Annotated in this window: 11 protein-coding genes; 3 read left to right on the top strand and 8 right to left on the bottom strand. The window is 62.0% G+C overall.

Annotated elements, in window-relative coordinates; all coding sequences use genetic code 11:
- Nucleotides 1-68 precede the first annotated feature (68 nt).
- From HX805_RS14390 to HX805_RS14380, 3 genes are all read right to left on the bottom strand, one after another.
- Entirely contained in the window at nt 69-2,018 is a 1,950-nt protein-coding gene (locus HX805_RS14390) for a DNA topoisomerase III (RefSeq protein ID WP_177116976.1), read from the bottom strand.
- Between the two features lie 235 nt (nt 2,019-2,253).
- On the bottom strand, nt 2,254-3,876 hold the full coding sequence (locus tag HX805_RS14385; RefSeq protein WP_003211608.1) for an MFS transporter: 1,623 nt from the start codon (nt 3,874-3,876) through the stop codon (nt 2,254-2,256).
- 158 nt (nt 3,877-4,034) lie between these two features.
- A complete protein-coding gene (locus HX805_RS14380) occupies nt 4,035-5,678 on the bottom strand; it encodes a GMC family oxidoreductase (RefSeq protein WP_087694091.1) in 1,644 nt (547 codons plus the stop codon).
- Nucleotides 5,679-5,807: 129 nt separating this feature from the next.
- Here HX805_RS14380 and HX805_RS14375 point away from each other — a divergent pair, with 129 nt between their 5' ends.
- Nucleotides 5,808-6,698, top strand: coding sequence for a LysR family transcriptional regulator (locus HX805_RS14375; protein WP_003211603.1), 891 nt, complete (start codon nt 5,808-5,810; stop codon nt 6,696-6,698).
- On the opposite strand, the gene HX805_RS14370 is transcribed toward HX805_RS14375, so the two are convergent.
- From HX805_RS14370 to HX805_RS14355, 4 genes are all read right to left on the bottom strand, one after another.
- Nucleotides 6,695-8,554, bottom strand: a complete 1,860-nt coding sequence (locus HX805_RS14370; protein ID WP_134326886.1) for a DUF3857 domain-containing transglutaminase family protein — start codon at nt 8,552-8,554, stop codon at nt 6,695-6,697. The genes HX805_RS14375 and HX805_RS14370 overlap by 4 nt on opposite strands.
- A 150-nt stretch (nt 8,555-8,704) precedes the next feature.
- Nucleotides 8,705-9,802 (bottom strand): DNA alkylation repair protein, encoded by a 1,098-nt coding sequence (locus HX805_RS14365; RefSeq protein ID WP_177116975.1) that lies wholly within the window; start codon nt 9,800-9,802, stop codon nt 8,705-8,707.
- 50 nt (nt 9,803-9,852) lie between these two features.
- Nucleotides 9,853-11,199, bottom strand: coding sequence for a glutamine synthetase family protein (locus HX805_RS14360; protein ID WP_087694088.1), 1,347 nt, complete (start codon nt 11,197-11,199; stop codon nt 9,853-9,855).
- Between the two features lie 11 nt (nt 11,200-11,210).
- Nucleotides 11,211-11,768 carry a helix-turn-helix domain-containing protein gene (locus HX805_RS14355; RefSeq protein WP_003211595.1) on the bottom strand — a complete coding sequence of 186 codons (558 nt, stop codon included), beginning with the start codon at nt 11,766-11,768 and terminating at the stop codon, nt 11,211-11,213.
- A gap of 72 nt (nt 11,769-11,840) precedes the next feature.
- Between HX805_RS14355 and HX805_RS14350 the strand changes: the two genes are divergently transcribed.
- Nucleotides 11,841-12,218, top strand: coding sequence for a DUF4440 domain-containing protein (locus HX805_RS14350; protein ID WP_256344142.1), 378 nt, complete (start codon nt 11,841-11,843; stop codon nt 12,216-12,218).
- An 11-nt stretch (nt 12,219-12,229) separates the two neighbouring features.
- On the opposite strand, the gene HX805_RS14345 is transcribed toward HX805_RS14350, so the two are convergent.
- Nucleotides 12,230-12,580, bottom strand: a complete 351-nt coding sequence (locus HX805_RS14345) for a LemA family protein (RefSeq protein WP_087694086.1) — start codon at nt 12,578-12,580, stop codon at nt 12,230-12,232.
- A 160-nt stretch (nt 12,581-12,740) separates the two neighbouring features.
- Here HX805_RS14345 and HX805_RS14340 point away from each other — a divergent pair, with 160 nt between their 5' ends.
- Nucleotides 12,741-13,049, top strand: a complete 309-nt coding sequence (locus HX805_RS14340) for an RcnB family protein (RefSeq protein WP_003211589.1) — start codon at nt 12,741-12,743, stop codon at nt 13,047-13,049.
- Nucleotides 13,050-13,198 lie beyond the last annotated feature (149 nt).

The raw sequence follows: 13,198 nt of genomic DNA, 5'->3' as shown, positions 1-13,198 counted from the left end.
GCAGGGCAAGGTCCAAAGCGGCATACATCCCGTCGAAAAACGTCATTGTCGCGATTTCTTAGTGCTTCTCAGCCCTTGTTTGCCGGTTTTGCCGCACGCTTCGGGCTGGTGGCCGTCTTGCGCTTGGCCGATTTGCGTTTGTTTTTCCACGGTGTGGCGCCACGTCCGGCCGGGCTGGCCGGGCCGCTGATGGTCAGGCGCATGCCAGTGCAGCGGGTCACCTGTTTGCTCATCCATGCGGCCTGTTTGGCGACGAACTCTTCCAGGCTCATCTCGCCGCTTTGTACCATGTCCAGTGCCTGCTCCCAGATAGCGGTGGTACCGGGGTCGGCAATTGCCCGTGGCACTGCATCAATCAGGCTGAAAGCGGCGGGTGTTGCCGACAGCGCCTTGCCGTTTTTCACCAGGTAGCCGCGGTCCAGCAGGCCCTGGATGATCCCGGCGCGGGTGGCTTCGGTGCCGATCCCGGTGGTGTCCTTTAGCTTTTGCTTGAGCAGCGGGTCTTCCACCAGCTTGGCGACGTTTTTCATCGCCTTGATCAGGTCGCCTTCGGTGAAGGGTTTGGGTGGCTGGGTCCACAGGTCCTTGAGGTTGACCTTGGCCACGGCGTAGTCCTGCCCCTGAACCAGTGTTGGCAAGGACTGCGGCGCAGGTGCTTCACGGCCCTTGGCCGGCGCCAATGCTTCCGGCAATGCGCGTTTCCAGCCCGGCTCGACGATGACTTTACCGACAGCCCGCAAGGCTTCACCGGCACAATCGAAATCTGCCTGGGTACGGTCGTACTCGTGATTGGGCAGGAACTGCGCGAGATAGCGGGCGCGAATCAAGGTGTAGACGGCGCGATGCTTGCCCGTCAATTGCCCGACATCCTTGCCGGCGCCGGTGGGAATGATGCCGTGGTGAGCGCTGACCTTGGCGTCGTTCCAGGCACGGGAGCGCCGCTTCGGGTCGATGTGTGGCATCAATTCATTCACCGCCGGATCGGCCCGCCCCAGCGCCGCGAGGATTTTCGGCGCGTCGCCGTGCTGGCTCAGGGGCAGGTAGCCGCAATCGCTGCGGGGGTAAGTGATGACCTTGTGGGTTTCGTAGAGCGACTGGGCAACATCCAGGGTTTCCTGGGCGCCGAGGCCAAGCTTTTTCGAGCAGATTTCCTGCAGGGTGCCGAGGTCGAAGGGCAGGGGCGCGACGTCGCGCATCCGCTCGGTACGCAGTTTGACCAGCCGGGCGCTGGCGGCGTTGCTCATGGCATTGGCGGCGTCCCGGGCAAGCTGCGGATTGAGGCAGCGGCCCTGATCGTCACAGGCGTCTTCTGTTGCGCGCCACTGCGCCGTAAAGGTGATGTCGTCGTGGAGCAGATCCACATCGATGGCCCAATAAGCGACGGGTACAAAGTCGGCAATGCTGCGGTCCCGGTCCACTACCAGGCGCAAGGTCGGGGTTTGCACACGGCCGACCGGCAACACGCCCTGGTAGCCGGACTGTTGGCCCAGCAGGGTAAACAGGCGGCTCATGTTCATCCCGATCAGCCAGTCGGCGCGGGAGCGGCCAAGGGCCGAATGGTAGAGGCTGAAGGTTTCAGCACCGGGCTTCAACGAGGCCAGGGCCTTGCGGATCGACGCGTCGTCGAGCGCCGAGAGCCATAGCCGCTGGATGGGGCCGCGATAACGGCAATGCTCCACCAGCTCACGGGCGATCATCTCGCCCTCACGGTCGGCATCGGTGGCGATCACCAGTTCCTGGGCTTCCCCCAGCAGACGCTTGACCGCCTTGAACTGGCTGGCAGTCTTGGGCTTGACCAGCATCTTCCACTTTTCGGGGATGATCGGCAGGTCGGCCAGCACCCAGCGCTTGTACTTGGCGTCGTAGCTGTCGGGCGGGGCGGTTTCCAGCAGGTGGCCGATGCACCAGGTCACCGTCACGCCTGAACCCAGCCAACAACCGTCGCCACGCCGGGTCGCGCCGAGCACGGCGGCGATATCCTTGGCCTGGGACGGTTTTTCACAGAGGAACAGCCGCATGGTCACCACATTCGCTACGCAATTGAATGGGGAGCAGGATGAGCAATAAATCAGAATTGGGCAACTTTTATCTGGATGGATATACAGCAATTTGTGTGTCTGGTGCTAAACCCAATGTGGGAGCGGGCTTGCTCGCGAACGCGGGGTATCAGTCAACCTATCCGGCGACTGACACCCCGCTTTCGCGAGCAAGCCCGCTCCCACACTGAAACTCCAGCGTCGGCCGGATCGACGTTTAGTTATTGTCGATATCGACGTTCTTGGTTTCTTTCAGGCAAATCAGCCCCACGATCAGGCTCACCCCGGTAATGACCACCGGGTACCACAGCCCATAGAAAATATCCCCGGTGTACACCACCAGCGCAAACGACACCGTCGGCAGGAAGCCACCAAACCAGCCATTCCCGATGTGGTATGGCAGCGACAGCGAGGTGTAGCGGATGCGTGTCGGGAACAGCTCCACCATCAGCGCTGCCAGCGGGCCGTAGCACATGGCGGCGATCAGGATCAGCGCGACAATCAGCACCACCACCATGGTTTTGTTGACCTGGGCCACATCAGCCGATTGCGGATAACCCGCCAGGGTCACCGCGCCTTTCAGGGCGGCTTCGTCGTAACCGTCGATACGCACATCACCCACGCTCACCTGCACCGCGCTGCCCGCCGGGGCGGCCGCGCTTTCGTACGGCAGGCCCTGTTTCACCAGGAAGGTCTTGACCTTGTCGCACGGGCTGTCAAAACGCGCCTTGCCCACCGGGTCGAACTGGAAGGTGCAGGTGGCCGGGTCTGCCAATACGGTGATCGGCGACTGGCGGCTGGCGTGGTCCATCGCCGGGTTGGTGTAGTGCGCCAGGCCCTTGAAGATCGGGAAGTACAGCGCGGTGGCCAGCAGCAGGCCGACCATCAACACCGGCTTGCGTCCCAGCTTGTCCGAAAGCCAGCCGAAGAAGATGAAGAACGGCGCACCAATCACCACGCTGATGATCAGCAGCATGTTGGCCAGCGCCGGATCCATCTTCAAAAACTGTGTGAGGAAGAACAGCACATAAAACTGCGCGGCATAGAACGTCACAGCCTGGCCGGCGTTGATGCTGAACAGCGCAATCAGCACGATCTTGAGGTTTTCCCATTTGCCGAACGACTCGCGGATCGGCGCCTTGCTGGCCTTGCCTTCCTCTTTCATTTTCAGGAACGCCGGCGACTCGTGCAGGCTCAGGCGGATCCAGGTGGAGATGCCCAACAGCACGATCGACAGCAGGAACGGCAGGCGCCAGCCCCACACTTCGAATTGGTCACCGGTGAAGTAACGGCACGCCAGCACCACCAGCAGCGACAGCAGCAGGCCGAGGGTCGCGGTGGATTGAATCCAGCTGGTGTGGAAGCCGCGTTTGCCCGCCGGGGCGTGCTCGGCCACATAGGTGGCTGCGCCGCCGTACTCGCCGCCCAGCGCCAGGCCCTGGAGCATGCGCAGCGCGACGAGGATGATCGGTGCGGCAATGCCGATGCTCGAATAGGTCGGCAGCAGGCCGACGCAGAAAGTCGCCAGGCCCATCAGGATGATGGTGGCGAGGAAGGTGTACTTGCGCCCGATCATGTCACCCAGCCGACCGAACACCAGCGCGCCGAACGGGCGCACCACAAAGCCGGCGGCGAAGGCCATCAGGGCAAAGATAAACGCCGTGGTGTCGTTGACCCCGGCAAAGAACTGCTTGCTGATCACCGCCGCGAGGGCGCCGTAGAGGAAGAAGTCATACCACTCGAACACCGTCCCGAGGGAGGAGGCGAAGATGACTTTCTGCGTGTCGTTGCTGTCTCGCGCCTTGGTGGCGGAGCCCAGGGGTTGAGCGTGTTCTGACATTTGGGTAGCCCTCACAGTGATTATTTATTGTTGTTCCACTGTCGGCGCCACATCGGCGCCGCTATTCCCCTGTAGGAGCCCGGCTTGCCGGCGATGGCGCTCTCAAGCTGTGCACAACACTTGAAAACGCCACCGCCGGCAAGCCGGGCTCCCGCAGGTCAAGCCGGTAAGGTCAGTTCTTTCTCCGGGGCGAGGCTCCTTGTGTTCGGCGAAAGGATAAGCTGCGCGGCTTTTTCCGCGATCATCAGCGTCGGTGAGCAGGTGTTGCCTGAAGTGATGCGGGGCATGACCGACGCGTCGGCAATGCGCAGGCCGGGAACCCCGTGCACTCGCAGTTGGGCGTCGACCACCGCGTCCTTGTCGCTGCCCATGCGGCAGGTGCCCACTGGATGGAAAATCGTGGTGCCAATGCGGGCGGCGGCTTCCTGCAGTTGTTCGTCCGTCTGCAGTTCTGCGCCGGGCAGGTACTCCACCGGGTTGAATTGCTTCAGGGCCGGCGCCGAGACGATGCGTCGGGTCAGGCGAATGGCGTCGGCGGCCACCCGCAGGTCTTCCGGATGGCTGAGGTAGTTGGGGCGGATCAGCGGTGCGTCTGCCGGGTTGGCCGAGCGAATGTCGATGCGGCCACGGCTTTGCGGGCGCAAGTCGCACACCGAAGCGGTGAAGGCCGGGAACCCGTGCAGTGGTTCGCCAAAGCGCTCCAGGGACAGCGGTTGCACGTGGTATTCGAGGTTGGCCGACGTCTGCTCCGGCCCGGAGCGGGCAAACGCGCCAAGCTGGCTGGGGGCCATGGACAACGGGCCGCTGCGGTCGTACAGGTAGCGCAGGCCCATGCCCATCTTGCCCCACACGGTGCCGGCGATCTGGTTCAGGGTGCGGGCGTTTTCCAGCTTGTAGATCAGGCGCAGTTGCAGGTGATCCTGCAGGTTGCCGCCCACGCCGGGTAACTCGTGCAGCACATCGATGCCCAAAGGCTTGAGCACGCTGGAGGGGCCGATACCGGAGCGTTGCAGGATGCCGGGCGAACCGACGGAGCCGGCGCACAGGATGATTTCCTTGCGCGCCCGCCACGTGACTGGCTGGCCATTCTGGCGAGCAACCACCGCCGCCGCACGGCCGTTCTCCAGGAGTACGCGGTCGACTTCAACCTCGGTCATCACCGTCAGGTTGGGCCGCTGGCGGATCGGTTTGAGAAACGCCTTGGCCGCATTCCAGCGCACGCCGGATTTCTGATTGACCTGGAAATAGCCACAGCCTTCGTTGTCGCCCTGGTTGAAGTCGCTGATGCTGTCGATACCGCTTTGCTGCGCCGCGTCACGAAACGCATCGAGGATCGGCCAGTGCAGGCGCTGTTGCTCAACCCGCCATTCACCGCCGTCACTGTGAAATTGCGAGGCACCGGCAAAATGGTTTTCGCTCTGCTTGAACAGCGGCAGCACATCCTTCCAGGCCCAGCCGGGATTGTCCTCGGCCCAGCCGTCGTAATCCCGGGCCTGGCCGCGCATGTAGATCATGCCGTTGATGGACGAGCACCCGCCCAGCACCTTGCCGCGCGGGTAGCTCAGCGCTCGGCCTTGCAGGCCTTCCTGGGCTTCGGTCTTGAAGCACCAGTCGGTGCGTGGGTTGCCGATGCAGAACAGGTAGCCGACGGGAATATGGATCCAGGGGTAGTTATCGCGACCGCCTGCTTCAAGCAGCAACACGCGATGGGCAGGGTTGGCAGACAGTCGATTGGCCAGCAGGCAGCCCGCCGGGCCGGCGCCTACCACCACGTAATCGTATTCAGCAGCTGCAGAATGCATCTGTGACCTCGCTTGTTTTTCTTATTGGTCCCATCCTAGTTGTTAGTTTTCGTCTTAAAAATGTTAGTTTTTACCCAGCTGCTGTGCGTTTTTAGACAACGCTGCTGTTCAGGGGAAGAAGGGGAAGGCATGTTCGACTGGAATGATCTGCGGTTCTTTCTTGAGTTACAGCGTAGCGGACGCTTGCTCACGGCGGCGCAACGCCTGAAAACCACCCACGCCACTGTGGCCCGGCACATCGAGGCCATCGAGAAAAGCCTGGGCACTGCGCTGTTCGTGCAGCACGCCCAGGGTTACGAACTCACGCCCTCCGGAGAAGCCCTGCTCAAACATGCCGAAGCCATGGAAAACGTGGCGCTGCTGGCCGAAGAAGAACTGACTCATTCCGCCGCGCCCCTGGGCAAGATCCGCCTGGGGGTGGCCGAGGGTTTGGGCGTGATGTTCCTGGCCAGTCGCATGGGCGGCCTGTTCGAACGCTACCCGGGCCTGGAAGTGGAACTGCTGGCAGTGCCACGGTTTGTCAGCATCCTCAACCGCGAAGCGGAAATCAGCATCCACCTCGAACGCCCCAGCGTCGACCAACTGGTGACCCGCAAACTCACCGACTACCGCCTGGCGCTCTACGCCAGCCGCAGCTACCTGGACCGCACACCGCCGATTGAAAAACGCGAGGACCTGGCGGTGCACGCCTGGATCGATTACGTCGACGATTTACTGTTCAGCCAGGAACTGAAATTCCTCAGCAGTTTCTGCCGCAACCCCAAAGTGGTGTTCCACAGCACCAGCGTGATCGCCCAGCACCAGGCGGCGCGCTCGGGGTTGGGAATTGCCGTATTGCCCTGCTTCATGGCGGCGAGCGACCCGGACCTGGTGCCGCTGCTACCGGCGGAGAGCATCCAGCGCAGCTATTGGATCAGCTCCCGGCGCGAGTTGCACAAGTCGGTAAGGTTGCGGGTGTTGTGGGATTACCTGGTGGAACTCTGCGCGCGGGAGCAAGGGGTTTTGCTGGGGGAGGGTTAGAGCTTCACCACCTGATGCACCTGCTCACCACAGGCACGGATCTCCTTGATCATCTTTTCAAACGGCGCGCTGACAATTTCATCGTGGGTCAGCCAGCGTATTTTCTGCGTCAGGACGTAGTGATAACGCCAGTCGCCCTTGACGCGCTCACCCGTCAGGTCCAGGTCGTACCACGGCGAGCGTACCTGGCAAGCCTTGATGTCCTTGTCGATCTGCCCACCCGACAGTGTGATGGTGTAATCCAGCGTCTCGGGGTTGCCTATGTACAAGTCGGCCAGTTGCCCATTGCGGCGGTAGTTGAGCAGACCGTCCCATTTCTCTTGCAGCAAGGCATCGTTGTAGATGTGGTCGTTGCCCAGCGGTTCCAGGGGCCGCATGTCCGTCAGGGTGGCGCTGACCTTGTAGCTGGCCGGGATCAGGAAGGCGGTGGCGGGGCGCTCGACCTGGCAGTCGGTGATCTGTTTGCCGAAGTTGTCGCAGATGTTCTGGTCGCTGGCGGTGGCGCCTTGCTGGCGGTCGGCGACGCTCAGTTGCATCAGCGGCATGCCGCGAAAATCAACGGTGGCCGAGACCCGGGCGGTGCCCTGGGCGTCGAAGCGCTCCTGTTTGTCGAGGATCAACGTGGGGGCGGCGGGTTGCAGCGGGATGTGCTCTTCACGTACCTGGCCCTCGGCGTTGGTCACCAGCACCCAGCGGTCCTGGATGTCGGGCAGGGTCTGGCCGGGGGCGAAGATCGGGTTGGTCGGGTCCAGCCACCACACCTGGCCATCGACTTCGGCGCGGACGATGGCGTGGTTCGGTGCGCCGGTGCCGGGAATCAGCAGCGGGTTAACCACATCGCCACGGCTGACCCAGGCGGGCTCGGCCTTGATTCCGCTGGCCTTGAGCATGGCCGCCAGCAGCGTCGAAAGGTCTTTGCAGTCGCCGTAGCCGTGCTGTTCGATCTCCGCCAGGCTGAAGGGTACATAGCCGCGATCCGAGGCGCGCCAGTCGCCCAGGTAACGGTAGTGGTCGTTGATGTGCTGCATCAGGCCGGCCACCTGTTGTGCCGGTGGCAAGCCGCGAACGGCGGCCACGGCGGCGGCGCCCTGGGGCGGCAGCTTGGCGCCGAGGATCTGGTTGTAGCGTTCGGCAAAGCCGCCGAAGTACTGCTGGCGATCCAGGGAGCTGCCGACTTCGATACGCGGGGCGTGGCGTATGTAGGCGTTGGCGGATTCGTTGATGTAGCTGAGGTAGGTCGGGGCCTTTTGCACCACGTCCAGGGTCTTGCGATTGGCCGATGGCGTAATGCTGAAACCCTCCATCAATTCGCTGCGCCACTCGATCGGCCGCTCGGCGGTGAAGCGTGCCTTGAAGTGGTCGCGCCGTGCGGCGTTGGGGCCGAACTGCAAGGCGTAGTAGAACTCGGTCATCAGCGGTTTGGCCGGGTGATGTTCGCGCACCGTGTAGCGGATTTGCGTGCCGACCCGCAGGTTGGGAAACGCCAGCGAGGTCTGTTTTTCCCGGGAGAAACCCTGGTCCGGGTTGGGGGCGGTGCGGGTGTCGATTTGCGTCGGGTCCAGGGGCACAGGTTTGCCGCCGGGCTGGGTGGACTCGGCCTTGATCAGTTCGAAGCCGTCTTCTTCCTGGTAGCTGAAGTCGATCCGCGAGAGCATTTCGCGGCCGCTTGGCTTGAGGATGGTGTAGTGAAAGCGGGTAGTGCAGTCGACGCTGGCGTCGCGGTTGAAGTGGCAATGCAGCTCGGTGTCGCTGGCCAGTGGGGCTTCGGCCATTGGTTGCAGGGCGGCAAGCGCGCTGTGACTGGCAAGCCCCCAGCTGATGCAGATCAGGGGACGGTAAAACGAAAAACGGAGCATGGGCGCCTCAGGTGGAACATTGACACAAGTACCCTAGGGGTACCGAGAAGGCGCCGGATGATAATGGATCGCAACACGAATGCCTAGCATTGTCCGACAATTAATTACGCTGTAAGGCCCGATCTAGAGCCTTCGTTAATGTTTTAAGGATTATTTTGCGAGTTCAAACTCGACGCTTCCCAGCCGCTCACCGTTCACCAGCACGTGAACCGCATGCTTGCCGGGATAGTGCTTGCGCGTGGTCAATTCACGGATATGTTGGCCACGGCTGATGGCGTGATGTTCTCCGGCACCCAGGGTAAATGCCTTGAGCTTGAACACCTTGGACGCGCTGTGACCGGCGCTTTTCACATAGTCGATGGCGTAGTCGACCACCAGCTTTTGCGACGAATCGGCAGTGGACTCCAGGCTGAAGGACAGGTTGATCCGCTCCCCCAACTTGATCGCCGCCGGCTCGACCTTGAGTTGATGGATCTTCACTTCGGCCCTGGCCCCGGCGCCCATGATCGTCAGCGCCCGGGTGTTGCCTTGCTTGATCAGGCTGCGCAGCGCGTGGCGGGCGATCCACGCGGTGTGGGGGTTATCCAGGGACCAGCCTTCGATCAGGCCCAGCACCCAATCCGGATGGTCCTTGGTGATGTCGTTGAGGTGGTTGGCCACCGACTTGCGCACGTAGAGGCTGCTGTCGGCCTTGAGATTGTCGAGGATCGAAGCGCACAGGTTCGGATCGGCCTGCACCTCGGCCAGGCGAAACGACCATGGCAGCCGTGGCCGTGAACCTTCGCTGGCGAGGCGTCGTACGTGTTCGTTGTCATCCAGCGACCATTGCTGCATTACGGCCAGGGTGCGCTTGAAATCCCTCAGCAGGAAATGCCGCACGGCAAACTCGGCGGAGCCGAAGGTGGTGAAGTACTTGAGGGCAGCCATGGAGCGCTTGAAATCATCGCCGCCGTAGCTGGCAACGTAGTGGGGCAGGAACAGGCTGACAAAGGCGCTGTTCAGCCGAGGGGCCAGGGCATACAGCAACTTCAGGGTTTGCGGATAATCCAGCGGGATCACAGCGTTGAGGCTTTCGCTGACCCGCGCCATGCGCTGCATCACCGACAGGTCTGCCAACCCGGCCTTGGCGTGTTTGAGAAAACCCTTGGCGTCGAACGCCGGGTACACTGCGGTCATTTCGCTGGCGATGTGTTGCAGGCGTTCGGCGTTGAAGATTTCCTTCAGGGCCGGGGCGCTTTGGTCGGTCATGGGCAAGTCCGCGGTTAGCCAGAGATGCCCACGAGGCTAACCATCAGTGCCTAGAGATACCAGCGATATTCCCGCGCATGAATTTCCTGCTGGAATGCCAGGTGGTCCTGGCGTTTGTTTTCGCAATACACGTCGACAAACTCCGCGCCCAGGCCTTCGCGCAACGTCGGCTGATGCTGCATGGCGCGCACCGCCTCCAGCATTTCCACGGGGAAGTCCGCGCCGCTGTTGCGGTCTTCGTTCAGCGGGGCGATGGGCTCCTTAGCTGCTTCAAGACCATGCTCAAGCCCCACCAGAATCGCCGCCAATACCAGATACGGGTTGGCATCGGCACTCGCCAGGCGATGTTCGATGCGCAGGTTGCGCGGGTCGGATTCAGGGATTCGCACGCACGCGTCACGGTCTTCAAAGCCCCAGCACGCGCGGGTTGCCGCGTTGACCGTGCCACCAAGGCGGCGGAAGGCGTTGTGGTTGGGCGAGAAGATCGGCATGCAGTGCGGCAGCAGTTCCAGGCAACCCGCCACTGCGTGGCGCAACGGTTGCTGCTGGTGGGCCGCCAGCAGGTTATTGCCCGCCGCATCGTACAGGCTGACGTGCACATGCATGCCGCTGCCGGGGTGTTGCAGGTAAGGCTTGGCCATGAAGCTGGCGCGATAGCCGTGCTTGAGGGCCACGCCACGGGTGCTGCGGCAGAACAGGGCGGCCCAGTCGGCGGCGCGCAGGCCGTCTTCCAGGTGGCCGAAATTGATTTCGAACTGGCCGGGGCCGAGTTCGGCGGTGATCACCGTGATGTCGATGCCCTGGGCCTTGGCCGTCTCGACCATATCGTCCAACACCGGCGCAAAGCGTGACAGGCGCTCGATGTGCAAGTTGGGCTGGTCGTCCGCGTCATCACTCAGCGGGTCGCGGGCAAATTGCGGCAGGCCGTCGCTGAGCTTTTTGTCGAACAGGTAGAACTCCAGCTCGAACGCGACCACCGGGTGAATGCCTTTGCGCTGCAGGCGTTCCAGCACCTTGGCCAGTACTTCCCGGGGTTCGAATTCGATGGGCGCTTCGGTGCCGTCGGAGGTAATCAACATCTGCCCCAGCGGCTGCGCCTCCCAGCTCACGGGCTTGAGGGTGCCGGGCACCAGGCGGCGGTTGGCGTCCGGGTCGCCGTCGTGGAAGCAATAGTCGCCGATCTTGAACAGGCCGCCCTGGGCACCCAGCAGCACCGCGTTCTGCGGCAGTTTCAACGGGCTGCCGGCGGCGACCTTTTCCAGCATCTCCACCGGGTAGCGCTTGCCGTAGAAATGCCCGGGAATGTCCAGGGCAATCAGGTCGACGTAGCGCACATCGGGATGGTTCTGGCGAAAGGTCCGGACTTCGGCCAAAAGCGTGGAAGCATGGCTTTTCACGGGTGTTGCTCCTAGTTGTAGACCCACAGCACGCGGGCTGGCAGGTCGGTCAGGTTGCCGTAGCGGCAGTGGGCAAAACTGGCCAGGTGGAAGCTGTCGCCGGGGCCCAGGGTGACCGAGTCCGGCTCGCCCTCGACCCACAGCGTCAACTCGCCCTCCAGCACGTAACCGGCCTGTTCGGCACGGTCGCTCATGGTTTGTTCGCCGCTGTTGGCACCGGGGGCCAGCAGGCTGTCGAGGATCGAGAACGCGCCGTGCATGCTCGGCGACACCAGGATGTCGGTGATGCCATTGGCGTAATACACCGTGCGCCGTTCGTTGGGGCGGGTGACCCAGTCCACCGCCTTGGGTTTGGACAGGCTGTAGAAATAGGTGGTGGGCACACCGAGGGCGTGGCTGATGGCCGTGAGGTCGGCCACGGTCGGGCGCGACAGACCGCGTTCAACCTGGGACAGGAAACCCACGGAACGCTCGATCTTTTGCGCCAGTTGCGCCAGGGTGAGCTTCTTGTGCTTGCGCAGGTCGTGGATCAGGATCGCCAGGGCGTCGAGTTCTTCTTGCTTGTCCATGGGCGCTTCGTGAAATTCTTATCAGGAAATTTCATGAAAAATTACAGGATTAATTTCACGAGGGCAATGGGTATGGAGTTGGCAGAGCATTTACGCCGCCTGGAACAGGAGCTGCACCAATGCACCACCCGTGCAGATGCGGCGCGGTTGTCGGTGCTGCTGGCGGATGATTTCGTCGAATTTGGTGCCAGCGGCAATGTGTGGGGCAGCAAGGCCGAGGTGATCGAGGGGCTGCAGGATGAGGTGTTTTCAGCCCGAAGCGTCAGTGACTTTGCAATGAAGGTGCTGGCCGAAGGCGTGGCGTTGGTGACGTATCGCTGCCAGCGCGCGGCGACGGATGCAAATGCGGCGGGGGAGTCGTTGCGCAGTTCGGTGTGGCGCGAAAGCGGCGGGCAGTGGCAGATGGTGTTTCATCAGGGCACGCCGACACGTCAGCGTGCACCTGTGTAAGCGCCGGCAGGTCAGGCCGTACGCTTGGCCTCGAACCCCGACAGGCTGACATCATCACGATGCCCGAGCAGCTCGGCCACCACCGAGGTCGGCGACTTGTGCTTGTAGGTGTTGTAGTTGTTGACCGAGTCGTGGAAGAGCTGGCGGGTGAACGCGACACGGCTTTCCAGGCTGGCGATTTCTGCGGTGGGTGACGAGGCATTTTGCGCCGCCGCCAATTGTTGTTCGGCCTCCTTGAATTGGCCGAAGGCTTTTTTGCAGCGATCGAGCAGGGCCACCAGTTCCCTGTAGGTGCCGAACACGTAGAGCGCGAGCAAGGTGACAACGGTCACGAAAATGATGATGACGTGGGTACCAGTCATTGGAATTCCTGAGCGGCTGGAAAAAGGAACCAATCTTATCTGATTAATCGCCGGCCCGGTCGCTGGCCGCCCATCCATCTGCCGCTTCCATCACGGCGCTGAATGATTCCACGCCGCTGCGGTCGGAATCTTTACGCGTCATTCATTGAAGGAAGTGCCCATGAAGTCCAAATCCCTTGTTGCCTGCCTGCTGGTTGCCGCGAGCCTGTCCGCCGCGAGTCTCACCGTCCAGGCCGCAGATACTCCGCAAAAAACCGTGCAGCCTTCGAATATCAATACCCGCGACCTCAAGACGGGAGACCGCGCGCCAGACATTCTGATGCGTAAGGAGTCGGCCATTGCCGACTGGAAGAAACGTGGCCTGAAGCAGCCGGAAGAAGACAGCCAGTGGGCCCGAGTGAACGACAAGTACGTATTGCTCAAAACCACCAACGGCACGATTCTCGACATCACCCCCGTTAAAAAATAAAGCGTTCGGCGGGATGGGTGATCGCGCTTCATCCCGCTGGATTTGATTTTTGCATAAATGCATAAATCAGCATTTTTTTCTTCTTGTTTTGCGTTAAGGTACGTCCGCTGCGGGCCGCAATGGTCCCTTTACCTTGATTGGAATGAGAG

The organism is Pseudomonas sp. G5001, assembly GCF_013385475.1.
Lineage (GTDB): Bacteria > Pseudomonadota > Gammaproteobacteria > Pseudomonadales > Pseudomonadaceae > Aquipseudomonas.
This window is presented reverse-complemented; position numbering and strand designations above follow the sequence as displayed.